21 protein-coding genes and 1 pseudogene are annotated in these 25,096 nt (G+C 58.4%); all 22 read left to right on the top strand.

The annotated features are described in order from the left end of the window. Positions 1-48 precede the first annotated feature (48 nt). The 22 genes and pseudogenes from QP981_RS07995 (at position 49) to gmk (ending at position 25,060) form a co-directional block, all read left to right on the top strand. Positions 49-1,230 carry a phosphotransferase family protein gene (locus tag QP981_RS07995; RefSeq protein ID WP_070602564.1) on the top strand — a complete coding sequence of 394 codons (1,182 nt, stop codon included), beginning with the start codon at positions 49-51 and terminating at the stop codon, positions 1,228-1,230. A 148-nt stretch (positions 1,231-1,378) separates the two neighbouring features. After that, positions 1,379-2,704 carry a replication-associated recombination protein A gene (locus QP981_RS08000; RefSeq protein WP_232250888.1) on the top strand — a complete coding sequence of 442 codons (1,326 nt, stop codon included), beginning with the start codon at positions 1,379-1,381 and terminating at the stop codon, positions 2,702-2,704. Positions 2,705-2,832: 128 nt separating this feature from the next. Then, positions 2,833-5,493 (top strand): alanine--tRNA ligase, encoded by a 2,661-nt coding sequence (gene alaS / locus QP981_RS08005; protein ID WP_284797285.1) that lies wholly within the window; start codon positions 2,833-2,835, stop codon positions 5,491-5,493. Positions 5,494-5,530: 37 nt separating this feature from the next. Continuing rightward, positions 5,531-6,034 (top strand): Holliday junction resolvase RuvX, encoded by a 504-nt coding sequence (gene ruvX, locus QP981_RS08010; protein ID WP_049193736.1) that lies wholly within the window; start codon positions 5,531-5,533, stop codon positions 6,032-6,034. A gap of 259 nt (positions 6,035-6,293) precedes the next feature. Then, positions 6,294-7,520 (top strand): endolytic transglycosylase MltG, encoded by a 1,227-nt coding sequence (gene mltG, locus QP981_RS08015; protein WP_284857776.1) that lies wholly within the window; start codon positions 6,294-6,296, stop codon positions 7,518-7,520. Between the two features lie 14 nt (positions 7,521-7,534). Then, complete coding sequence (locus QP981_RS08020) at positions 7,535-8,350, top strand: shikimate dehydrogenase (RefSeq protein ID WP_284857775.1); 816 nt, start codon at positions 7,535-7,537, stop codon at positions 8,348-8,350. A gap of 26 nt (positions 8,351-8,376) precedes the next feature. Continuing rightward, positions 8,377-8,988, top strand: coding sequence for a prepilin peptidase (locus QP981_RS08025; protein ID WP_284857774.1), 612 nt, complete (start codon positions 8,377-8,379; stop codon positions 8,986-8,988). Between the two features lie 94 nt (positions 8,989-9,082). Next, on the top strand, positions 9,083-10,270 hold the full coding sequence (gene aroC / locus QP981_RS08030) for a chorismate synthase (RefSeq protein ID WP_284797282.1): 1,188 nt from the start codon (positions 9,083-9,085) through the stop codon (positions 10,268-10,270). 40 nt (positions 10,271-10,310) lie between these two features. Then, complete coding sequence (locus QP981_RS08035) at positions 10,311-10,832, top strand: shikimate kinase (protein WP_048731844.1); 522 nt, start codon at positions 10,311-10,313, stop codon at positions 10,830-10,832. A gap of 87 nt (positions 10,833-10,919) precedes the next feature. Then, positions 10,920-12,029 carry a 3-dehydroquinate synthase gene (aroB, locus tag QP981_RS08040; protein WP_070602574.1) on the top strand — a complete coding sequence of 370 codons (1,110 nt, stop codon included), beginning with the start codon at positions 10,920-10,922 and terminating at the stop codon, positions 12,027-12,029. Then, the gene (aroQ, locus tag QP981_RS08045; RefSeq protein WP_070602576.1) at positions 12,026-12,502 is read left to right on the top strand and encodes a type II 3-dehydroquinate dehydratase; all 477 of its coding nucleotides are present in this window, start codon (positions 12,026-12,028) and stop codon (positions 12,500-12,502) included. The genes aroB and aroQ overlap by 4 nt, the downstream gene beginning before the upstream one ends. Then, a complete protein-coding gene (locus tag QP981_RS08050) occupies positions 12,499-13,671 on the top strand; it encodes a M24 family metallopeptidase (RefSeq protein ID WP_284857773.1) in 1,173 nt (390 codons plus the stop codon). The genes aroQ and QP981_RS08050 overlap by 4 nt, the downstream gene beginning before the upstream one ends. 87 nt (positions 13,672-13,758) lie before the next feature. Further along, the gene (gene efp, locus QP981_RS08055; RefSeq protein WP_016422706.1) at positions 13,759-14,322 is read left to right on the top strand and encodes an elongation factor P; all 564 of its coding nucleotides are present in this window, start codon (positions 13,759-13,761) and stop codon (positions 14,320-14,322) included. A 48-nt stretch (positions 14,323-14,370) separates the two neighbouring features. Further along, positions 14,371-14,892 (top strand): annotated as a pseudogene (gene nusB, locus QP981_RS08060) (transcription antitermination factor NusB); the annotation flags it as partial. Between the two features lie 434 nt (positions 14,893-15,326). Then, complete coding sequence (gene pyrR / locus QP981_RS08065) at positions 15,327-15,896, top strand: bifunctional pyr operon transcriptional regulator/uracil phosphoribosyltransferase PyrR (RefSeq protein WP_016422708.1); 570 nt, start codon at positions 15,327-15,329, stop codon at positions 15,894-15,896. Further along, a complete protein-coding gene (locus tag QP981_RS08070; protein ID WP_284857772.1) occupies positions 15,893-16,846 on the top strand; it encodes an aspartate carbamoyltransferase catalytic subunit in 954 nt (317 codons plus the stop codon). The genes pyrR and QP981_RS08070 overlap by 4 nt, the downstream gene beginning before the upstream one ends. Beyond that, positions 16,847-18,208 (top strand): dihydroorotase, encoded by a 1,362-nt coding sequence (locus QP981_RS08075; protein WP_049193729.1) that lies wholly within the window; start codon positions 16,847-16,849, stop codon positions 18,206-18,208. A 38-nt stretch (positions 18,209-18,246) separates the two neighbouring features. Continuing rightward, entirely contained in the window at positions 18,247-19,479 is a 1,233-nt protein-coding gene (gene carA, locus QP981_RS08080; protein WP_255465687.1) for a glutamine-hydrolyzing carbamoyl-phosphate synthase small subunit, read from the top strand. A 24-nt stretch (positions 19,480-19,503) separates the two neighbouring features. Beyond that, complete coding sequence (gene carB, locus QP981_RS08085) at positions 19,504-22,863, top strand: carbamoyl-phosphate synthase large subunit (protein ID WP_284857771.1); 3,360 nt, start codon at positions 19,504-19,506, stop codon at positions 22,861-22,863. Between the two features lies 1 nt (position 22,864). Continuing rightward, on the top strand, positions 22,865-23,734 hold the full coding sequence (gene pyrF, locus QP981_RS08090; protein WP_284857770.1) for an orotidine-5'-phosphate decarboxylase: 870 nt from the start codon (positions 22,865-22,867) through the stop codon (positions 23,732-23,734). A 421-nt stretch (positions 23,735-24,155) separates the two neighbouring features. After that, positions 24,156-24,482: an integration host factor, actinobacterial type gene (gene mihF, locus QP981_RS08095; RefSeq protein WP_016422714.1), complete on the top strand. Its 327-nt coding sequence runs from the start codon at positions 24,156-24,158 to the stop codon at positions 24,480-24,482. A gap of 5 nt (positions 24,483-24,487) precedes the next feature. Next, a complete protein-coding gene (gmk, locus tag QP981_RS08100; protein WP_016422715.1) occupies positions 24,488-25,060 on the top strand; it encodes a guanylate kinase in 573 nt (190 codons plus the stop codon). The last annotated feature ends 36 nt before the right edge of the window (positions 25,061-25,096 follow it).

Raw genomic sequence — 25,096 nt, forward strand, 5'->3', positions numbered from 1 at the left:
CAACAACCGTATCGCCTGACTGAAACTGGCTCATTGAAAGGGCATTCAATGGAGTACTCGGACGACGCTGCAGCAGAAGTTGACAGCGTAGTTAAAGACGCAGCGACACTGCTTTCCGCACGATTCGGCGGCACTCCAGTGTTGTCGGATCCAGAAGTACTTACAGGCCAGTCAAACGCTCTTGTTGTCCGCGTACGGGTCGCCACAAATCCCTTTATGCAGGAACGCACGGTCGTCGTAAAGCAAATTCCTACGACGACTGAAGGCGTCGATCCCGCCGTTTTACGGGAAGTCGTGGCGTACCAGTTCATCAATACGCTGCCTGACGACGTCCGCCCGGGGCCTCAGCTCCTTGCTTACGATGTTTCAAAGCAGCTATTGGTTCTCAGCGACGTCGGTGTCGTGGACACTCTTGCGGACGTACTCTTTCGTGGCGATGAAGAGCGACGATTGCGCGCATTCCGCAGCCTCGGTGCTTCGCTGGGCCGGATGCATATTCACACGCATACTCGCGAAGAGGGGTTTGAGACCCTGCGTCGTCGTATGTGGGTGAAGAACAAGGTCGATCGTGAGGCTCTCGAGGCGCGTGACCACGGCATTGTGTCGGGGATTCGCTTTGGCATGCGAGCTATCGAGGGGTCCGGCATTCCCGTTCCCGACGCTGTGCGCTCTTTCGGTGAGGATGCTGCTCGTCGAATTGAGAAGGGCACGCATAGGGCGTTCACTCCGTTTGACCTCGCCCCGGACAACATTCTGCTGGCGGACAAGGTCCAGTTCCTCGACTATGAGTGGGCTGGTTACCGCGATGTCATCTTCGACGTGGCCAGCGTCGTCGCAGGCTTCCCGCTGCACGTTTTCGTGGAGCGTCCATCGGAGGCAGAGGTCGACGTGTTTGTCCGTGCCTGGATGGAAGAGATTCGTGACCATTGGTATCGCGGCACGAGCGACCGCCGTTTGATGGCGTTCATCGCTGCGGCGTTGCTCGGTTGGTTTTTCATCTCCGCAACGGTTTCCTTCTTCGGTTCTCCAAAACAAGCGCTGTGGGTGGGGCATGAAGGACGCACGGACCTGAAGCCGGAAGTTGGCGGCTCAGCACTGGAGCGGCGCGACATGGCTAACACGGCTCGCGCGATTGCACAGTTCGCCCATAAGTGTGAGGACGATCGTGCCGACGAGCTGGAACAGTTCGCGCATGCAGTCATCGATTTCTTAGAGCAAGAGGAAGGCTAGGGCACACGTGGCGGATCCGAATAAGCTGCCGTCAGGCGGTGCAAACGGCTCCGCCGATGACGCTCCAGGGCTTTTCGACGAGCCTTCGGTCGCCGGACCTACAGCGGCCAAGAGCCAAGGTCGGAGTGCGGGGCCAGCAAGCACTGGCCTGAACTCCGATGCGAGCGCCTATTTTCACCCAGGTGCACACGCGCCGTTGGCGGTTCGGATGCGACCGCGAAACCTCGATGAAGTCGTTGGTCAAGACCACCTGTTAGCCCCCGGAGCACCGTTGCGCCGTCTGGTCGAAGGTGGCGGCGACACCTCCGTTATTTTGTTTGGCCCTCCCGGAACTGGCAAGACCACTCTCGCCAGTTTGATTTCCGCGGCGACTGGACGACACTTTGAAGCGCTTTCCGCGCTTAATGCCGGGGTAAAGGAAGTGCGTGCGGTTATCGACACTGCTCGTCGCACGCTCGTTAACCAGGGCATTCAAACGGTGCTCTTCATCGACGAGGTGCACCGTTTTTCCAAGACCCAGCAGGATGCCCTGTTGGGTGCCGTGGAAAACCGGATTGTCCTTCTCGTCGCGGCAACGACGGAAAACCCATCCTTCTCAGTGGTGTCCCCGCTGCTCAGTCGGTCACTGCTGTTGCAGTTGCAGCCACTGGACGACGAAGCCGTCGGCACGCTCATTGATCGAGCACTTACCGATGAGCGCGGCCTGAATGGTCGCGTCAGTATGACAGACGATGCACGTAAACAACTCATTGCGCTGGCAGCTGGAGATGCCCGTCGTTCCCTCACGTACCTCGAGGCAGCCGCAGAAGCCGTAGCCGATGGTGAGCAGATTACCGCTGAGTCGCTTGCCAATTCGATCAACAGGGCTGTGGTTCGCTATGACCGCGACGGCGACCAGCATTACGACGTCACCAGCGCGTTTATTAAGTCCGTCCGCGGATCTGATGTCGATGCTGCCCTGCATTACCTGGCGCGGATGATTGAGGGTGGGGAAGACCCTCGGTTTATTGCCCGCCGAATCGTTATTCTGGCCAGCGAAGACATCGGTATGGCCGACCCGACAGCTCTGCAAACCGCCGTCGCCGCGGCGCAGGCAGTTGCCTTGATAGGGATGCCGGAAGCCCGGCTGACGCTGGCGCAGGCCACGATTCACTTGGCAACAGCACCGAAGTCGAATTCGGTCATAAGCGCAATCGACGGGGCATTGAAGGATGTTCGTTCCGGGAAGACCGGACCGGTGCCACCACATTTGCGCGACGGACATTACAGCGGGGCTAAGGACCTTGGTCACGCGGTGGACTATATCTACCCGCACAATGACCCCATGGGTGTCGTCGCCCAACAGTATCCACCAGATCAGTTGGTGGGCACTGATTATTTCGTCCCATCCAATCACGGTCGTGAAAACGGCATGGCTGAATACCTCGGACGCATTCGCCGAATTATCCGGGGGAGCCGCCGGAAATCGAAGTAGGCGAGATCGGTCGGAATCTACGGGGTGCCGGTGGGGTGGTTTTAAAGTTGCTCGAACCGAGCGGGTAGACTGCTAGTTTTGTATTAAACATCTCGGACGCTCGACGTGAAACGAGGAAGTAGAACACCGTGCAGACTCATGAAATTCGAAATCGCTTCATCCAGCATTTCGTAAAGGCGGGACACACCGAGGTCCCCAGTGCCTCCCTGGTTTTGGATGACCCGAACCTGCTGTTCGTTAATGCCGGCATGGTGCCGTTCAAGCCCTACTTCCTCGGCAATGAGACTCCGGACTTCTCCACCGCGACCTCAATTCAGAAGTGCGTGCGCACACTGGACATTGAAGAGGTGGGTATCACCACCCGCCACAACACCTTCTTCCAGATGGCGGGTAACTTCTCCTTCGGAAATTACTTCAAGGAAGGTGCCATCACTCATGCATGGAGCCTTCTGACTGGTGCTGTTAAGGACGGCGGCTTTGGCATCCCGGCTGAGAAGCTGTGGGTGACGGTTTTCCTCGATGACGATGAGGCCCATGACATCTGGCACGAGAAGGTTGGTGTGCCGGAAGAGCGCATTCAGCGCCGAGGCATGGCGGACAACTACTGGTCCATGGGTGTGCCTGGCCCGTGTGGCCCGTGTTCAGAGATTTTCTACGACCGCGGCCCGGAGTACGGTGCTGACGGTGGCCCAGAGGCGGACGAGGATCGCTACATCGAGATTTGGAACCTCGTCTTCATGGAAAACGAGCGTGGCGAAGGAACAGGCAAGGACTCTTTCGAGATTCTTGGCCCGCTGCCGAAGAAGAACATCGATACCGGTATGGGCATCGAGCGCGTTGCTTTTCTGCTGCAGGGTGTCGACAACGTCTATGAAACCGATCTGCTGCGTCCGGTTATCGACGAAGCTGAGCGGCTCACCGGTTCGAAGTACAGCTCCAACCACCAGGACAACATCCGTTTCCGCGTCATCGCCGACCACAGCCGCACCGGCTTGATGCTGATGCTCGACGGTGTCACCCCCTCGAACTCCGATCGTGGCTATATCCTGCGTCGCCTGCTGCGCCGCATCATCCGCTCTGCGCGTCTGCTCGGCGCTAACGGTCCAGTGCTGGAGAAGCTGATTGGTATTGCGGCCGAGACCATGACCCCGTCGTACCCAGAGATCGCGGAGAACTGGAACCGTATTCGCCGCGTCGCCGTCGCCGAGGAAAAGACCTTCACCAAGACTCTGTCCGCCGGTGAGGAGCTGTTCGAACGTGCTGCCACCAAGGCCAAGGCAGAGGGTAAAACCGTTCTATCCGGTCACGACGCCTTCACCCTGCATGACACCCACGGCTTCCCAATCGACCTGACCATCGAGATGGCCGAAGAGGCCGGCCTGACCATCGACCGCGAGGAATTCGATCGCGAGATGGCTGAGCAGCGTGCGCGCGCAAAGGCCGACAGCCAGGCAAAGAAGCAGTCTCACACCGACCTGCATGTCTACCGCGAGTTCATCGATGAACACCCGACGTCCTTCACTGGTTACGATCGGCTTGCCGACGAATCCACGATTCTTGGCATCATTGCCGATGGCCAGAAGCAGTCGTTTGCCGCAGAGGGCGATGAGATTGAGGTTATCCTCGATCGCACTCCGCTCTACGCCGAGGCCGGCGGTCAGCTGGCTGACCGTGGTCGTATCGTGACTGATTCCGGCGCTGTGGTCCACATCAACGATGTTCAAAAGGTGGGCAAGAAGCTGTGGCTGCACAAAGGCATTGTCACCGCTGGTGAATTCACTCCGGGTGTCTCCGCTGAAGCTTTGGTCGACGAGCAGTGGCGTCACGGTGCTCGTCAGGCGCACACTGCAACTCACTTGATTCACGGTGCTCTGCGTCAGGTACTGGGGGATACTGCAACTCAGGCTGGTTCCATGAATAAGCCGGGCTACCTCCGTTTCGACTTCAAGTACGGTGAGCAGCTCACACCGGAACAGCTCCGTGAGATTGAGCAGATCACCAATGAGGCTGTCGACAACGACTGGGCTGTCAATACTGCCGAGATGCCTTTGGAAGAGGCCAAGGCAGCTGGTGCCATGGCATTGTTCAACGAGAACTACGGCGACATCGTCCGCGTTGTCGAGGTCGGTGGCCCGTTCTCAATTGAGCTGTGTGGCGGTACCCACGTTTCGCATTCTTCGCAGATTGGTCCGGTAGCTGTGCTGGGCGAGTCCTCGGTCGGATCGGGCGTGCGCCGTATTGAGGCTTACTCGGGTATGGATTCCTTCCGCTACCTGTCCACCGAGCGTCTCCTGGCTGAACGACTGGCCACTGAATTCAAGGCTCCTTCTGCTGAGTTGCCAGACCGCATTGCAGCACTGGCTGAAAAGCTCAAGGCTGCAGAGAAGCAGCTCGCTGATTTCAAGGCCGGACAGCTGCTGGCCAATGCCGCGTCTCACCTGGAGTCCGCTCGCACCATCGGCGATGTCACCTACCTCGGCCTTAAGCTTCCCGACGGTACGGAGATGAAGGACATCCGTTCGCTGGCTAATGACTTGGCGAAGCGCCTTGCGGATCGCCCAAGCGTCATTGCGTTGATTTCCGACGCTGGCGGCAAGGTTCCGTTTGTGGCCTCGGTTTCGGATGAAGCCGTCAATCGCGGTATTAAGGCCGGCGATTTGGTGAAGCTGATGGGCGCTGAGGTCGGCGGCAAGGGCGGCGGTAAACCGGCAATGGCACAGGGCTCCGGCTCTGATGCTTCCGGAATCGACGCAGCATTGGCCGCGGTTGAGGCCGAACTGTCCAAGTAGCCAATTAACGGCTGTGCTATCGGAAGAGCAGTAAACAATGGCTAAGCCCCGTATTGATACCCCCGGTCAGGATGATCCCGGTCGGGGTCGACGGCTCGGAATCGACGTCGGCGATGTCCGCGTTGGCGTCGCGGTCTCTGACCCCGACTGTATCCTGGCGACCCCGGTTGAAACAGTCACTCGAGCAACCGGGCGAAAAGATCCTGACGGGCCGGATATTGACCGGCTCGTGGAACTTGCCACTGAACTTGAGGTCGTCGAGATTGTTGTCGGCATGCCCCTTATGCTCGACGGCTCGTTCGGGACTTCTGCGCGGAAAGCTACTGACGTTGGATTCCGGCTGCAGCGCCGACTCGGTGATCGAGTCGTAGTGCATTACGCCGACGAGCGGATGACGACGGTAATGGCCCAATCACGACTGCACGCAGCAGGTATTGATGTTAAGTCCGGTCGGAAGATTATTGACCAGGCTGCGGCAGTAGAAATTCTGCAGTCCTGGTTGGACAGACGGGCAAAAGCTTTGGACGAAAATACCGAGTAGGGGCACACAAAAGTTACCGAAAGGTGACAATTCACCCACCTTTGCGCAATTATTAAGTGTGTAATACCTAAGCACGTTTGTCGCGTGCATAGGATTTGAAAAGTTGAAGTGGCGATTCACACCTACAATGCAACCTAGTGCTACGACTTCGTCGTAAAGCTATGTCGCACCAGTCGTTATCAGTCGCGTGTCGTACCCGAATGGGAAGACTCCTTGCTGATACCGATGGGAGAGTGAGCTGCATTCGAGGAGATTATTGATGAGTAAAGACGCGCAGACTGCGCGCCGCACTGATAGCGGCGGTGCCGACCGGGACCGCGCTGGTGCTCGCAGCGGTGGGGCAAAGCCTCGAGTTCGTCACCGCCAAACGGCAGTGGCAATCAATGTGACTTCTGTCCTGTTATGCGTGTTGGTCCTCGGAGTGATTGGCCTCGTCTGGAATCGTGGCGGCATTGTTGACGATTACGATGGCAAAGCTGAGGGTCCATTGACGATTGTTGAGGTCAGTGAAGGCACGTCACTTACTGATTTGTCCAACCAGTTGGTGGAAAGCGGCGTCGTCAAGTCTTCCCGTGCGTTCATCCAGGCCGCGAATGAGAACTCTCATGCAAGTGAATTGCAGCCTGGTTTCTACCGACTCCATCAGCGGATGAAGGCCGACGAGACCGTCGAGGCTCTTCTGGATGTCGAAAATCAGGTCGGTACCGTTGACATTCCGACTGGCGCCCGTTTCGCCGATACCCGCATTGTGTCCTCATCGGATGTACGTAAGGGAATTTTCTCGCTTCTTTCTGAGGCCACTTGTGTTGAGGACAATGACTGCGTATCCAAGGCCGATCTCGAACGTGCTGCTGGCGAGGCCGATTTGGCCGCGCTGGGTGTTCCAGAATGGGCACGGGACGCGGTAGCTGCGCGTGGCAACGACCCTCGTCGTCTTGAGGGACTCATTACGCCGGGTATTCATCACCTTGACCCGCAGCAGACGCCCGAACAGATGCTGGCAAAATTGGTCAAGGAATCGGTGAAGAATTATGAGGACACGGGTCTCATGGCTTCAGCGGACATGGTTGGTCTTACTCCATACGAGCTTCTTACCGCAGCTTCTTTGATCCAGATGGAGGCGCCAGATGGCGACTTCGATAAGGTCGCTCGCGTTATTCTCAACCGTCTCGACGAACCGATGCAGCTGCAGTTCGACTCGACAGTCAACTACGACCTGCCAGATCAGGAAATCGCAACCACGGATGAGGACCGCGCGCGAAAGACCGCGTGGAACACCTACGCCAAGGAGGGGCTGCCGGAAACCCCCATTGCTTCGCCCTCCATCGAGGCGATTCGTGCCATGGAAAATCCGGCTGACGGCACCTGGCTGTACTTTGTCACGGTGGACAAGGAAGGAAATACTGTCTTTAGCACGACCTTCGAAGAGCACGAGGCCGCTATCGACGAGTCACGCAACAATGGCGTGCTGGATTCCAACCGCTAAGAGGTAGAACTCCTATGCCTATAACTCATCGCGCAGCCGTCCTGGGAGATCCGATTGATCACTCGTACTCGCCGGCTATTCACAACGCCGGTTACCGCGCTGCGGGAATGAATGACTGGTACTATGACCGCATCCGATGCAACGCCGAAGAACTTGCCGACGTCGTTGGTGGCGCAGACCCCAGTTTCCAGGGGTTTTCCGTCACGATGCCCGGCAAGTTTGCCGCGCTGGACTTCGCCGATGAAGTCAGTGAGCGCGCGCGGCTCATTGGTTCAGCGAACACCCTGGTCCGTCGTGATTCGGGCTGGTTTGCCGACAACACCGATGGCGACGGCGTACTGGGAGCACTGCGCGAGATAGACTGCACGACCGCACCACGTGGCCGCGCCGTTGTTGTTGGTGCCGGTGGCACAGCACGGCCGGCACTTTGGGCGCTGTCGCAGCTGGGGGTCAATCATGTGACCGTGGTAGCGCGCTCCGAGCGCGCATATGACATTGAACCATTAGCTGCCGCGCTGGGGATGGAATTTGTTTGGGTGACTTTTGATGTTCCAAACCTGGCAGATATTGCTGGTAATGCCGACGTGCTGGTCTCTACGGTGCCGTCAGCCGCAATTGAGTTGGTTGCTGGCTACCTCGCTCGAGCACCGAAGATTCTCGACGTCATTTACAATCCCTGGCCAACCCCACTTGTGAAAGCAGCGGAACGCGGAGGGACACAGGCGGTCGGTGGATTGTCCATGTTGCTACATCAAGCGGTGGGACAGTTTGAGCAGTTTACTGGACGCACTCCCGATGTCGAGGCGATGCGTGCAGCGCTGCCGAACTAGCTCACAACCGTTACAATCCCAAAGTTATGGGGTGGGGAATAACTGAGATAGGGCTGTCTCCGATTGGACAGCACAGGATTGACCCGGTCTACCTTGACCAGGTTTTCTATTTCCTAGTCGTGATGCTTGTACTCGGCTGGGGCGGTATTGGCTGCTGGTTGGATGTGACTCGGCGAAGACTACCGAACTGGTGGTTAGTGCTAGGGGCAGTGGGTCTGATAGCAACCACTGGAATGGTGCTCCAGCAAAAGAGCACCTTGGCTGACAATCTCGCCAGTGCAGTCGCAGCCATAGGAACAGGAATAGGCCTCTGGTTTGGCCTCTATGTAGCAGTCTTCATCTTCAACCCACGCTCTATGGGGGCTGGAGATGTGAAGCTCGCAGCAATTCTCGGGGGCGGTGTCGGTCTGGTATCGGGCGAGCCAGTGGCGACAGCAATTTGGATTGCAGTGGCAATTCTGTTGGCTGCCGGACTCACTCTCCTCATGGCAGGAGTCACCGCGGGAAAGCGGGGCTGGGGTGACCGTCGTAAAGCAAAAACAGCGCCTGTACCGGCGAGCGTGCCTCATGGGCCTGCGATGCTTGCAGCAACCGCCATTGTGTGGGGGATAAGCGGAGGGTACCTACAAGTCCCCTGAAGCGGTAGACCAGGGGCGATGAATTGGGGCATATTTGAAACTTGTATGCCCCCAAATGCACAAGAAGTACGGCAAACGTGACATTATGATACCTATGCTTCGTTGGACTACCGCGGGTGAATCTCACGGCAAAGCGCTTATCGCTCTCGTAGAAGGCGCGCCAGCCGGACTTCCCCTGACTACAGATGACGTATCACGCCACCTCGCACGCCGCCGCCTCGGCTATGGTCGCGGGGCGCGAATGAAGTTTGAGGCTGATGAGGTCACCCTGCTGACTGGCATTCGACATGGTGAGACGCTGGGATCGCCGATTGGCATTATGGTCGGCAACTCCGAATGGCCCAAGTGGACTGAGGTCATGAGCCCGGATCCAGTTGACCCAGTTGTTTTGGATACAGCTCGTGGCGCCACCTTAACCCGCCCGCGCCCGGGGCATGCCGATTTCAACGGCATGCTGAAGTACAACCACACCGATGCTCGAAACATCCTGGAGCGTTCATCGGCTCGTGAGACCGCAGCACGTGTGGCGGCATCAGTTGTGGCACGCTCAATTCTGCGTGAGACTCTCGGTGTGGAAGTTGTCAGCCACGTTATTTCCATCGGTCGTTCGGAGCCCTACGAGGGGCCACTGCCGACCTTCGCTGATCAGGACAAGATTGACGAGTCGCCAGTGCGTGCATTCTCCGCAGCTGCGGAGGAGTCGATGATTGACGAAATCAAGGCCGCCAAGAAGCAGGGCGACACCCTCGGTGGCATCGTCGAGGTCGTTGTCCACGGTCTGCCGGTGGGTCTGGGATCGCACATTTCCGGTGATGCCCGTCTGGATTCGCAGCTTGCGGCTGCCTTGATGGGAATTCAGTCCGTCAAGGGCGTGGAGATCGGCGACGGTTTTGAGGAAGCCCGTCGCCGTGGCACCGAGGCTCACGATGAAATGGTGCGCACCGACGACGGCGTGAATCGGGAAACTAACCGCGCCGGTGGCCTGGAGGGTGGCATGACTAATGCTCAACCTCTCGTTGTGCGTGCTGCGATGAAACCAATTTCGACCGTTCCGCGTGCGCTGAAGACCGTCGATATGGCCAGCGGCGATGCAGCTACCGCAATCCACCAGCGCTCTGATGTCTGCGCGGTCCCGGCCGGCGGTGTTGTCGCAGAGGCAATGGTCGCGCTGGTACTGGCGCGTGCAGTGATGGAAAAGTTCGGCGGCGATAGCCTGGAGGAAACCAAGCGTAACGTTGAGGGCTACTTGGAGCAGACTCGACGTCGCCTTGATTGGAAATAGCGCCACAGTCGCGCACACGAAGAAGGGTAAAACGAGGGGAATGTCCGTTCCTACTATTGTCCTTGTCGGACCGCCCGGATCGGGAAAGTCCACCATCGGTCGTCGACTGTCTCGTGCATTGAGCACAAGACTCACCGATACCGATGAGATGATTGAACAGCGCATGGGCAAGACTTGTGGGGAAGTCTTTTCCGAGCTGGGAGAGCCGGAATTCCGCCGTATCGAGGAACAAATCGTGGCGGAGGCTCTGACCCACGACGGAATCGTCTCACTTGGCGGTGGTGCCGTGATTTCGCAGGCGACCCGTGACCTGCTGGCAGACCATAACGTCGTCTACCTCGAGATCAGCATTGCAGAGGGGGTCCGTCGTACAGCGGGTAACAATTCGCGCCCGGTGCTCCAGGCGGATGACCCTGAGGCTCATTACCGCGCGCTCTATGAGGCTCGCCGAGCTTTTTACGAAGATGCAGCCACTTTCAAGGTGCGTTCCGACGAACGTTCCCCGCAGCGCGTTGTGGCCGAGATCCTCAGCTACCTCGATGAAACCTGCGACGAGGCTTAACTGGCGACTCTTAAAAGGGGGCAGCTAATCACTGCCGTATAACCAGCAACTCCATACATTTCTTACGCTAACGACTAGGGACTGACAATGAACTCAACCCGCACAATCCGTGTTGAAGGCCCATCCCCGTACACGGTGACCATGGGGCATGGACTCACCGAGCAGATTGCGGAGGCCGCTACGTTTGCCTCCCAGGTTGCGGTGATTCACCAGGAGAGCGTTCAAGAGCTGAGCTTCGGCGTCATCAAGGCTCTGGCGGACAAAGGAGTCGACGCCTTTAGCATCCAGGTTCCGGATGCGGAGGAGGGCAAGACGCTCGCAGTTGCTGAAACAGTTTGGGACACTTTTGGTGAACGCGGTCTGGGCCGGCGTGACGCGGTAATCGCGATTGGCGGCGGTGCAGCTACAGACTTCGGTGGATTCGTCGCCGCCGCGTGGATGCGTGGAGTGAAGGTTATCCAGGTCCCGACGACGCTGCTCGGCATGGTCGACGCAGCTGTCGGCGGTAAGACCGGTATCAACACTGCAGCCGGCAAGAACCTGGTCGGCGCTTTCCACGAGCCTGCCGCGGTGTTCTGTGACCTTGATGTCCTGCGCACCTTGCCGAAGGCCGAGCTAATCGCGGGCTCGGCAGAGATTATCAAGGCTGGATTTATCGCGGACACGAAGATTCTCGATCTTTACGAGGCAAACCCGCAGGCCTGCCTCGATGTTGACGGTGACCTGCCAGAACTGGTCGAGCGCGCGATTGCTGTCAAGGCACGCGTTGTCGCTGAGGATCTGAAGGAATCTGGCCTCCGTGAGATCCTGAACTATGGCCACACTTTCGGTCATGCCGTTGAGCACTTTGAAAACTACCGCTGGCGCCATGGCCATGCCGTAGCTGTAGGCATGGTTTATGTTGCCGAGCTGGCCAAGATCACCGGACATATTGATCAGGAACTCGTAGACCGCCACCGTCGCATCCTAGAGTCCATTGGTCTGCCAACGACCTACCAGACAGGTCGTTTTACCGAGCTCTACGATGCGATGACCAGGGATAAGAAGAACCGCGACGGTGCGATCCGATTCGTTATTCTAGAAAACCCCGGTGAAACAGCCCGTCTTGAAGGCCCGGGCATGGATGACCTCGAGCGTGCGTACGAACTGCTCTGCAACAATGGGCAGGCCGCATCGGAGGAGTCAACCCGCTCATGACCTCTCTTCGCGCAGCAACGGATGCCACAGCGGCGATTCCGACCGTGCTTGTTCTGAACGGCCCGAACCTCGACCGACTGGGCAAGCGTCAGCCAGAAATTTACGGAGCCACTACTTTAGCCGATGTCGAATCTGAACTTCGCACCCTGGCCAAAGAGCTTGGCGTCGTAGTGGATTGCCGCCAATCCAACTATGAAGGTCAACTCATCGAGTGGGTTCATGAAGCTGCCGACTACGGTTGGCCAGTCATTATCAATCCAGGAGGGTTGACACACACCTCCGTCGCCCTGCGTGACGCGCTTGCCGAAGTTGCCGACGGTGCGGGCTTCCACGAGGTCCATATTTCAAACATTCACGCCCGGGAGGAGTTTCGGCACCACTCGTACCTGTCAGCGCTTGCCGCGGGCGTTATCGTCGGGTGCGGAACTGATGGCTATTCCATGGCACTGAGAAGGGTGAGTACGACACTATGACAGATATCTCCACGAACTACGCCGCCCGCCGAGCTGCTCTTATCGACGCATTGTCCGACAACGACTGCGACGGTTTCCTCACAGTCGACCCGACGCATGTTGGCTGGCTTACGGGATTCCACGGCTCGAATGCTGGTTTGATTGTTGCGGCCAGTGGGGAAGCGCTGCTTTCCACCGACGGCCGCTATACGGTTCAGGCTGGCAAACAGGCACCGGACGTGGAGTTACTCACCGCTCGCAACACCGGCGTGGCACTCGTCGGTCAATGCCGAAAGCTGGATATCTCGCGTCTTGGTGTTGAATCTGAGTTCCTCACTATGGCCGCTTACCAAGAGCTAGAGGATGCCCGGCCACAGGCACTCGAGCTGGTATCGACTACGGGCGTCGTCTCTAAACTGCGGGAGGTCAAGTCCGATACGGAACTCGTCGCTCTGCGCCACGTCGCCGACATCGCGGTCCGCGCATTCGAGGACTTGCTTCACGACGGCATCGTGGTCGCCGGCCGCACGGAGCGCGAAGTCGCCGCAGAGTTGGAGTACCGCATGCGCATGCATGGCGCCGATCGGCCAAGCTTCGACACGATTGTCGCGAGCGGCCCGAATTCCGCCAAGCCACACCACGGAGCGGAAGATCGCGTAATCGAGGCAGGTGACCTGGTCACTATTGACTTTGGCGCCTTTGCCGGGGGCTACAACTCAGATATGACACGTACCCTCTTTGCCGGTGAGGCGGGAACGTCGTCAAGCGAAAACGATCCGAACAATACGTCGTCAGATTTGGACGGCGCGATTGTTGCCGGGGTGGAGTTCGCAGACGAGAAGGCCCGAGAGATTTACAATGTCGTGCTGGAAGCCCAGCTGGCTGGCGTAAAAGCGGCCGTGCCAGGGGCTGATGTTGTGACTGTTGACGCAGCATGCCGGAACATTATTGAAAAGGCTGGTTATGGGGAGCACTTCGTTCATTCCACCGGCCACGGAATCGGTATTGAGGTGCATGAGGCTCCATTTGCTGCTCGCACTGGCAAGGGGAAGTTGGCAGCTGGCATGACGTTGACCATCGAGCCTGGTATCTATGTGCCGGGGTTCGGCGGTGTGCGCATCGAAGATACGTTGATTATCACGGACAACGAGCCGGAAATTATTACGCAGCTGCCGAAACCGCGAGCCTAACATCACGGCGTTTTATTTTTCTCTCGATGAGATACGGAGTATCGTGGTTTCGTCAGAGAGCTTTTTAACAATTTCAGGAGAGTTTAGTTGGCTACCACCGCAGATTTTAAAAACGGTCTAGTTATCAAGCACGACAATAAGCTTCAGCAGATCGTGGAGTTCCAGCACGTCAAGCCAGGTAAGGGTCCGGCATTCGTCCGCACCAAGCTGAAGGACGTTCTGACCGGCAAGGTTGTTGACAAGACTTTCAACGCTGGCGTCAAGATTGAGACTGCTACCGTCGACCGCCGCGACATGACGTACCTGTACCACGACGGTGAAGGATACGTCTTCATGGATGACAAGACCTACGACCAGATTTCCATCCTGGACGCTCAGATGCCGGAGGGTGCTAAGTTCCTGCTTCCGGAAACCACCTGCCAGGTGTCCTTCCATGAGGGCAACGTTCTTTTCGCTGAAATGCCTGTTTCGGTTGAACTGAAGGTTGAGCAGACCGACCCGGGTCTGCAGGGCGACCGCTCCACCGGTGGCACCAAGCCGGCAACTTTGGAGACTGGCGCTGAGATTCAGGTGCCGCTGTTCATCGAAACCGGCGACGTACTGAAGGTCGACACCCGTGACGGCTCCTACCTGTCCCGCGTCAACCACTAATTCCCTCATCTAGTTCACCCTTTTGTTGAGAGCGATACATACACATCCATGACTGAAAAGGATCACAAGTCCGTCGAGACCCCGGATGCGCAGGAGTCCGCGAAAGTTCGCGAACCTAACTACAAGCGCCACGGCGCGCGCTACCGTGCGCGCCGTCGTGCGGTAGATCTGCTATTTGAGGCCGAGCAGCGAGGCGTCGACGTCGTCAAGCTTCTTGAAGAGCGGCTGGAAATGGTCCGTAATCCCGATCTGGATGTGAATCCAATTGCGGAGTACACCGAGCAGATCGTGCGCGGTGTAGCTGCGGAAATTATCGGTATCGACTCGACGATTTCTTCGTACCTGACGGAGGAGTGGCCGCTGCGTCGCCTACCGGCAGTCGACCGTGCTATTTTGCGTCTTTCCACCTGGGAGCTGTTCTACAACTCCGACGTGCCTCCGCGTGTGGCCGTGGTGGAAGGCGTTGAGCTGGCATCGGAATACTCCACTGATGTGGCGGCACCGTACATCAACGCAGTTCTCGATGCCGAGGCCAAGATTGCCGACCAGGCACGCCTGGCAGCAGCAGCTGTTAGCACTTCGGTGGGCGAGTCCCAGTTCGACGAGGCTATTCAGGCACAGGCTGCTGCAAATGAGGAAGCTGACAAGGCACTGGCTGACTCCGATGAGATGGCTAAGATTACCGGCCTGGACATGAGCGATATTGCCAAGCTGGTGGCTGAAGACGTGGCTAAGAGCGAGAACGGGTCCTAGCCAATCAAAGCGGCCGGGCTCACTGCGAGCCGATCGCAGTCGGTTCTCGCGGATTGTCTGAAACTCCAAGTCCCTTTTTTGGGGGCTTGGAGTTTTGTTGCATTTAGAGGCAATTTAAATGTGAGTGCTATTCTGGTCAGCGGAAGTTTGCACCGCGCCCGTAGTTGCGGGTCACGCAAACTGATAATCAAATATCCACAATCAAGACATCCTTTAACGGACCGCACTGAGAGGCGGGGAAGGAGGTCACGATGAGCGAAGGAACGCCGCAAACAACCGAGCTGCTCAATGCAGACGAAGTTGCACGTACCATCGCGCGCATCGCGCACCAAATTATTGAAAAAACTGCGCTGGATAGCCCAAATGCTGGGCGCGTAGTTCTCCTCGGTATTCCATCTGGTGGCGTACCGCTGGCGGAGAAGCTAGCCGATTTGATTGAACAGTTCTCCGGCATTCGCCCGGAAACTGGATCGCTTGATATCACCCTGTACAGGGATGACTTGCGCAAGGGCCCGCACCGCGCCCTGCAGCCCACGAACATTCCAAACTCCGGAATCGACGGCACCACCGTTGTTCTCGTAGACGATGTCCTCTTCTCAGGTCGCACAATTCGTGCCGCACTCGACGCTATTGCTGACATCGGTCGCCCGCGAGTAATTCAGCTTGCAGTGCTGGTTGATCGTGGTCATCGTCAACTACCAATTCGCGCCGATTACGTCGGTAAGAATCTGCCAACTTCCCGCGACGAAGACGTCGATGTGCTGGTAGAGGCACTTGACGGCCGTGACGCGGTTATTCTCACCCGGGCGGAGGAACAGTGAAACACCTGATTAGCATTGCGGATTTGACCAAGGATGAAGTTGTCGGCCTGATGGATGAGGCCGATCGTTTCAAGGAGGTCATCCGCGGTCGGGAAATTAAGAAGCTGCCGACCCTGCGCGGCCGCACTATTTACAACCTCTTTTACGAGAACTCCACGCGTACCCGCTCTTCTTTTGAGACTGCGGGTAAGTGGATGAGCGCCGATGTTATTAATATCTCGGCTTCCTCTTCCTCTGTGAAGAAAGGCGAAAGTCTGAAAGACACCGCGCTGACTTTGGATGCTATCGGCGGCGATGCCATCGTCGTTAGGCACCCATCGTCGGGCGCGGCACAGCTGATCGCCAAGTGGACTGAGGAATTTGGCAACGGCCCATCGATCATCAACGCGGGTGACGGAAAGCACCAGCACCCGACGCAGGCTCTCCTGGACGCGGTGACGTTGCGTCAGCGCCTCGGTGGAATTGAGGGGCGCAAGGTCGTCATCGTTGGCGATATTTTGCACTCTCGCGTCGCTCGCTCTAACGCCGATCTGCTAAGCAAGCTCGGCGCCGAGGTCGTCTTCGTCGCGCCACCGACGCTGCTGCCGTTTGGCATCGAGACCTGGCCGGTGCGTGTTGCCTACCGCATGGAAGACGAGATCCGCGATGCTGATGCCGTGATGATGCTCCGCGTTCAGCAGGAGCGCATGAACGGAGGCTTCTTCCCATCTCATCGCGAATACGCCACTCGCTACGGGATGTCGAAGGCTCGCGAGAAGATGCTTCGCGACGACTGCATTGTGATGCACCCAGGCCCGATGCTTCGTGGCATGGAAATTAACGATGCCGTCGCTGATTTGCCGCGCACTGCCGTGCTGCAGCAGGTAGCCAACGGTGTCCACGTCCGCATGGCAGTTCTTTTCACACTGCTGACCTCAGGTGTTTCCGCCAACTTGGAAGGGCAGGCATAAATGTCGAATCGCAATGAGTATGACGAAGCCTCGTACCCCGAGGTAGGACCGCTGGCAGCGTCCGCGAGGGGACAGCTGCTGCTGAAGGGCGTGCGTCCCTACGGTGAAGGCGAAGATGTCGACGTTCTGATTGAAGATGGCGTCATCGCTGAGATTGGTGAAAATCTCACGGCCGAGGACGGGGTAGAGGTCCTGGAGTTCGACTCCCTCGTTCTCTTGCCAGGCCTGGTTGACATCCATGTGCACCTGCGCGAGCCGGGCCGTGAAGATACGGAAACCCTGGCCACTGGTTCCGCCGCCGCAGCACGCGGTGGTTTCACCGCAGTGTTCACTATGGCCAATACCGCGCCGGTAACCGATGACCCCTCGATTGCTGAGTCGGTGTGGCTCAAGGGCCAGGCGCTGAACCTCTGCGACGTTCACCCGGTCGGATCCATTACTAAGGGGCTGAAGGGCGAGACGCTGACTGAGTTCGGCATGATGGCAGACTCGCAGGCGAAGGTACGCATGTTCTCCGATGACGGTAAGTGCGTTGATAATCCGCTGATTATGCGCCGCGCGATTGAATACGCCCGCGGCGAAGACGTATTGCTTGCGCAGCACTGCGAAGATCCGCGTCTGACCGCAGATGCATCGGCTCACGAAGGTCCGACCGCCGCACGACTCGGCCTGACCGGGTGGCCGCGCGTAGCTGAGGAGTCCATCGTGGCCCGAGATGCCATTATGGCTCGCGACTACGGCGGACGCATGCACATCTGCCACGCTTCCACCGAAGGCACGGTTGAGCTGGTCAAGTGGGCAAAGGAGCATGATATTCCGCTGACCGCCGAGGTTACCCCGCATCACCTGATTCTCACCGATGAGAAGTTGGAGACCTACGACGGCGTCTACCGCGTCAATCCGCCGCTGCGCGAGCAGCGCGACACCCTGGCTCTGCGTCAGGCTCTGATTGACGGGATCATTGACTGTGTCGCTACCGACCACGCTCCGCACGGCTCTGAAGAAAAGTGCTGCGAGTTCGAGCACGCTAAGCCCGGCATGCTTGGTCTGGAGACCTCGATGCCAATCATCGCCGAAGAGTTCGTTTTGAAGGGCGATTGTGATTGGCGCTGGCTGGCCAAGGTCATGAGTGAGCGTCCCGCTCAAATCGTGAAGCTACCGGGGCACGGCCGTCCGATTGCTGTCGGTGAGCCTGCCAACCTGACCGTTGTTGACCCGGGCAAAAAGTGGACGGTCCGCGGTGAAGACCTGGCGTCGAAGTCTGAGAACACTCCATATGAGGAAATGGAGATGGCCGTGTCCGTGGCAGCTACCGTGCTGCGCGGTAAGGTGACCGCTCTTAACGGAGAGGTCGCTGGATAATATTCATGTCAACGCATAAACATTCACATGCGTCCCGTATGATTAATGTAAATTCCTCGCACGCTACCCAACTGAAAGGCAATAACGTGAGCAACGAGTCGCAGGCCGCGGCCGCTACAGCGGCAGTCCTGGTATTGGCAGATGGCCGAGTGTTCCGCGGACGCGGTTTCGGCGCCACCGGTACAACCCTGGGTGAGGCAGTTTTTACCACCGCTATGACGGGCTACCAGGAAACCCTGACGGACCCGTCCTACCACCGCCAGCTGATTGTGGCTACCGCACCACAGATCGGCAACACCGGTTGGAACGATGAGGACTACGAGTCCCGCGGAAACAAGATTTGGGCAGCTGGCTTTATTATCCGCGATTTGTCGCGCATTCCCTCCAACTGGCGCTCGGAGCGCAGCTTGGAAGATGAACTGAAGGCACAGGGCATCATCGGTATCCGCCAGATTGATACCCGCGCGCTGGTTCGCCATTTGCGCGACAATGGCTCGATTGCCGCTGGTATTTTCTCCGGTGAGGACGCACAGCAGCCCGTCGATAAGCTGGTGGAAATCGTTCGCGCTCAGCCTGCGATGAAGGGCGCGGATCTGGCTCGCGAGGTCAGCACCGATGAGGCCTATGTCGTGGAACCACAGGGGGAGAAGAAGGCACGTGTTGTGGCCTACGACCTGGGCATCAAGTCCAACACCCCGCGTGAGCTGGCTAAGCGTGGCCTGGAAGTCGTAGTTGTTCCGGCTAACACTCCGTACGAAGATATTAAGAAGGAATACCAGCCGGACGGTGTCTTCTTGTCCAACGGCCCGGGTGACCCGGCAACTGCTGATGAGATGGTTGCGGTCGCCAAGGCTGCCCTCGATGACGGCATGCCGCTATTCGGTATCTGCTTCGGTAACCAGATTCTTGGTCGCGCACTCGGCCTGAATACCTACAAGCTGGTCTTCGGTCACCGCGGCGTCAATGTTCCGGTGAAGGACCACCGCACTGGCCGTATTTTTATCACCGCTCAGAACCACGGTTTCGCACTTGAAGGCAAGGCCGGCGAGAGTTTCGATACCCCGTGGGGCGAGGCAGAGGTTACGCACACCTGCCTTAACGACGACGTCGTGGAAGGTGTCGCACTGAAGAACGGCATGGCCTTTTCTGTGCAGTACCACCCGGAGTCCGCAGCCGGCCCGCACGATGCGCACTCTCTCTTTGATGACTTCCTGGCGCTGATCCAGAAGGTCGATTTCAACAAGTCCGCAACCGGAAACTCGAACAAGTAGGAAAGGGCTAAGGGACCTAACACCATGCCACGTCGTACAGACATCAACCACGTACTGGTTATCGGCTCCGGCCCGATTGTTATCGGTCAGGCCTGCGAGTTCGACTACTCCGGCACCCAGGCTTGCCGCGTGCTGCGCGAAGAGGGCCTGAGAGTCACGCTGGTCAACTCCAACCCGGCAACGATTATGACTGACCCGGAGTTCGCAGACTCCACCTATATCGAGCCGATTGAAACCAAGTACATCGAAAAGATCCTGGCCAAGGAAGCTGCAGAGGGCAACCCGATTGACGCTGTCCTGGCAACTCTCGGTGGCCAGACTGCACTGAACGCAGCTATTCAGCTGGACCGCGAGGGCATTCTGGAGAAGTACAATGTCGAGCTGATTGGTGCTGATATTCCGGCCATTCAGCGCGGTGAGGATCGCCAGATGTTCAAGGACATCGTCGCCAAGATTGGTGGCGAATCCGCTCGTTCCCGCGTCTGCCACAACATGGAAGAAGTCCATGAGACTGTTGCAGAGCTCGGTCTTCCGGTCGTTGTTCGCCCGTCGTTCACCATGGGCGGTCTGGGTTCCGGTCTGGCCTTCAACCAGGAAGACCTCGACCGTATTGCAGGTGGCGGCCTGGCCGCATCGCCCGAGGCCAATGTTCTGATCGAGGAGTCCATCCTCGGCTGGAAGGAATTTGAGCTCGAGCTCATGCGCGATGGCGACGACAACGTTGTCGTGGTCTGCTCCATTGAAAACGTTGATGCCCTCGGTGTCCACACTGGTGACTCGGTGACTGTCGCTCCGTCGATGACTCTGACCGACCGCGAGTTCCAGACCATGCGTGACCAGGGCATCGCAATTCTGCGTGAGGTCGGCGTTGACACCGGTGGCTGTAACATCCAGTTCGCCATCAACCCGAATGACGGCCGCATCATCACCATTGAGATGAACCCGCGCGTCTCCCGCTCGTCGGCGCTTGCTTCCAAGGCAACTGGTTTCCCGATTGCAAAGATTGCTGCCAAGCTGGCTATCGGCTACACCCTTGATGAGATCACCAACGACATCACCGGTGAAACCCCGGCAGCGTTTGAGCCGGTGCAGGATTACGTGATTGTCAAGGCTCCACGCTTTGCTTTCGAGAAGTTCCCAGGTGCTGACGATACGCTGACCACCACCATGAAGTCCGTCGGTGAGGCCATGGCTATCGGCCGTAACTACATCGGCGCGCTCGGTAAGGTCATGCGTTCGCTGGAGAACAAGCCAGCTGGTTTCTGGACTGTTCCGGATGAGGACTTTGCAGGTAAGCGCGCAAACGATGTCAACGCTGTCCTTGAGGACCTGAAGCGTCCGACTGAAGGTCGCATCTACGACGTTGAGCTGGCTCAGCGTCTGGGTGCTTCCATCGAGCAGATCCACGAAGCTTCCGGCCTGGATCCGTGGTTTATCGCCGAGATGGAAAACCTGCAGGATATCCGCAAGGAGCTTATCGACGCTCCGGTGCTGACCTCCGACCTGCTGCGTGAGGCTAAGTACTGGGGCCTGTCCGACGCCCAGATTGCTGCGCTGCGTCCGGAGTTGGCCGGGGAAGACGGCGTGCGCGAGCTGCGCTGGCGCCTGAACATCCACCCCGTATTCAAGACTGTCGATACCTGCTCCGCCGAGTTCGAAGCACAGACTCCGTACCACTACTCGGCATACGAGCTGGACCCGGCTGCTGAGTCCGAGGTCGCCCCGCAGACCGAAAAGGAAAAGGTCATCATCCTCGGTTCCGGTCCTAACCGCATCGGCCAGGGTATTGAGTTCGACTACTCCTGTGTCCACGCGGCGCTCGAGCTCTCCCGGGTTGGGTACGAGACCGTCATGGTCAATTGCAACCCGGAAACGGTGTCCACCGACTACGACACCGCAGATCGCCTCTACTTCGAGCCGTTGACTTTCGAGGATGTCCTCGAGGTCTACCACGCTGAGAGCCAGTCCGGAAAGGTCGCAGGCGTCATTGTTCAGCTCGGTGGCCAGACCCCGCTGGGCCTGGCGGAGCGTCTGCAGGCCGCAGGCGTTCCGATCGTCGGCACTAGCCCAGAGGCAATCGACCTGGCTGAGGACCGCGGTGAGTTCGGCAAGGTGCTGGCTGAGGCCAAGCTGCCGGCGCCGGAGTTCGGTACCGCCACCTCTTTCGCAGAAGCTCGCCAGGTTGCCGCTGGTATCGGTTACCCGGTGCTGGTCCGTCCGTCCTACGTCCTCGGCGGCCGTGGCATGGAAATCGTCTACGATGAGGCCACTCTGGAGGACTACATCAACCGCGCTACCGAGCTGTCCAATGAGCACCCGGTACTGGTTGACCGCTTCCTGGACAACGCCATCGAGATTGATGTTGATGCACTGTGTGATGGGGAAGAGGTCTACCTCGGCGGCGTTATGGAGCACATCGAGGAAGCCGGTATTCACTCCGGTGACTCCGCGTGTGCGCTGCCTCCGATGACTCTGTCTGCAGGCATCATCGACAAGGTGCGTGAATCCACCAAGGCACTGGCACACGGCATCGGTGTCAAGGGCCTGATGAACGTTCAGTACGCACTCAAGGACGAGACCCTCTACGTCATCGAGGCCAACCCGCGTGCATCTCGCACCGTACCGTTCGTCTCCAAGGCAACCTCGGTTCCGCTGGCTAAGGCCGCGTCCCGCGTCATGATGGGCGCTACTATCGCGGAACTGCGCGAAGAGGGCATGATCCCGTCCAACTTCGACGGCGGCTCTCTGCCTGCTGACGCTCCGATCGCGGTTAAGGAAGCGGTCCTGCCGTTCAACCGCTTCCGCGACTTCGAGGGCCGCGCTCTCGACAGTCTGCTGAGCCCGGAGATGAAGTCCACCGGTGAAGTCATGGGCCTGGCCGACAACTTTGGTGCCGCTTTCGCCAAGGGCGAGCTGGCCGGTTTCGGTGAGCTGCCGACCGAGGGCACGATTTTCGTTTCGCTGGCCAACCGCGATAAGCGCACTCTGGTCTTCCCGATCCTCACGCTGGCGGATATGGGCTTCCGCATCCTGGCAACGGAGGGTACGGCCGGTATGCTGCGCCGCAACGGTGTTGAGTGTGAGGTCGTCGCAAAGCGTACGACTGATTCCGAAGCACCGACGGACGAGCGCGACATCGTCGACATGATTCGCGACGGTGAGGTTGACATCATTATCAACACCCCGTCCGGTTCTGCTGGCGCACGCTCTGACGGATACGAGATTCGCGCCGCTGCTGTGAGCCAGGGCGTAACTTGTGTGACCACCGCTCAGGGGGCCGTCGCCGCACTGCAGGGCATTCTGGCACTGCGCAACGGTGAGATGAGCGTTAAGGCTTTGCAGGAACTCCACCCGGCAGAGTTGGCTGCTCAGGAGCAGGCATAACATGACCGCGAAGGCTGAAGGTTCCGCAGTGCGGACAGTCAAAGGTTTCGGCGATCGCCTCAGCGAGGTTGTCGCCGAGCGCGGTCGGCTCTGCGTGGGCATCGACCCGCACCCGGGGCTGCTGGATGCCTGGCAGTTACCGCATTCGGCTGACGGTCTAGAGCGCTTTGCCGCCACATGCGTCGAGGCGTTCGGTGACATCGTTGCCGTCGTCAAGCCCCAGGTGGCGTTCTTCGAAGCCTACGGTTCCAAGGGCTTTGCCGTCCTGGAGCGGACGTTGGCGGATCTGAAGGACGCCGGTGCGCTGTCGATTGCAGATGCCAAGCGTGGCGATATCGGTTCGACGATGGCTGCATACGCTGATGCCTGGCTATCGGATGGCTCGCCGCTAGCCGCCGACGCACTGACGGTATCTCCGTACCTCGGGTTCGGTGCTCTTGATCCGGCGGTTTCGTTGGCGTTGGAGAACGGACGCGGCCTGTTCGTGCTGGCCGCAACGTCCAATCCGGAAGGTGCGTCCGTACAGAAGGCGACGGTTTCGGGTGAGAGTCTGGCTCAGACCATGGTCAACCAGGCAGCCGCTATTAATGCCCGCCAGATTGACGTTGGTGCAAAGGCGGGCAGCATCGGCGTTGTTGTTGGCGCAACGCTTGACGACGCCCCGGTGCTCAGTGACCTGCGTGGTCCCATTCTCATGCCCGGTGTGGGAGCTCAGGGTGGAACCCCGGCCGATGTAGATCGTCTGGCAGGGGAATCCAAGGGGCTTGCACTGCCAAATATTTCGCGTGCAATTCTCTCCGCTGGGCCTGATCCTGCTGCGCTGCGGCGCGCAACTATTGAAGCTGCGGCTCCGTTCCTATCCGAGAGTTAGCAGCGAATCGACGATTTGGCAGAGGCCCGCAGGGCGCACCTCATAGAACAGGTGCCCCTGCGGGCTTCTTCCGTACCTAGCTGCCGAGATTTTCCTAATGAGCCTCAGGTGGCGGCGGAGTAGGTATGGGCAAGTTACTGTGACGATTCCTGGGAGATTTCGTACAAAAACCGTGGTCAATTTCCATTCTCCTGGGCAAACGGTGCTACAATCGCCGGAGTTGGTTGACCACGACCGAAAGGTGGGGCGGATAAAGCCCTGGTGTCATTTTTATCGACACCCCGTCAGCATTTGCCTCAACAACCGGTAAGTGCGGTACGGTCTCCAATCGTTAAGCACGGTGTCGTTGCCTGCCCTTGGTGGACGCGAGGCTCGTGCAAGTAAATAAGAAGCTAACCAATCTATTTTTACGGAGGAACACGTGGCCCTTCCGCAGTTGACCCCGGAGCAGCGTGCAGCAGCACTCGAGAAGGCAGCTCAGGCCCGCAAGGTACGCGCAGAGCTCAAGGACAAGCTGAAGCGTGGCGCTATCGACCTGCCAGAGGTTCTCAAGCAGGCTGACGAGAACGAGATCATCGGCAAGATGAAAGTCTCCGCTCTGCTCGAGGCTCTGCCGAAGGTCGGCAAGGTCAAGGCACAGGACATCATGAATGACCTGGAGATTGCTCAGACCCGCCGCCTGCGTGGCCTGGGTGACCGTCAGCGTCGCGCTCTGCTGGAGCGCTTCGGCTACGCAGTGGAGGACTAGTCGCAGTGGCCGGGAATGAAAACGGTCAGCTGGTAGTCCTTGCCGGCCCTGCCGGTGTGGGAAAATCCACTGTTGTCAGTCGGCTCCGTGCCGAGGTTCCCGGACTGTACTTCAGCGTTTCCATGACCACCCGCGCCGCACGGCCGGGTGAGGTCGATGGCCGCGACTATTTCTTCGTGACCCCGGAGAAGTTCCAACAGCATATTGATGCAGGAGAGATGCTCGAGTGGGCTGAAATCCACGGTGGTCTGCAGCGTTCTGGTACGCCGCGTGGCCCGGTGGATAAAGCTCTCGCCGAGGGACGTCCGGTACTCGTTGAGGTGGATTTGGCGGGAGCCCGCTCCATCCGTAAGGTAGCGCCGAATGCTCACCTGCTGTTCTTGGCTCCGCCAAGCTGGGAGATTCTCGTCAGCAGGCTCACTGGTCGTGGCACGGAAACCGAGGCGCAAGTCAAGCGTCGCCTGGAAACCGCGCGAGTGGAAATGGATGCTCAGCACGAATTCGATGAGGTTGTTGTCAACGACAATGTCGATGATGCTGTGGCGGCCATCGCTCGGGCGCTGACTACTGGCAAGTAACAGGGCGACTCCACATCATCGATAGTAGAAATCGTT

The sequence above is a fragment of the Corynebacterium sp. MSK047 genome (assembly GCF_030232285.1).
In the GTDB taxonomy this organism is placed as follows: Bacteria; Actinomycetota; Actinomycetes; order Mycobacteriales; family Mycobacteriaceae; genus Corynebacterium; species Corynebacterium jeikeium_D.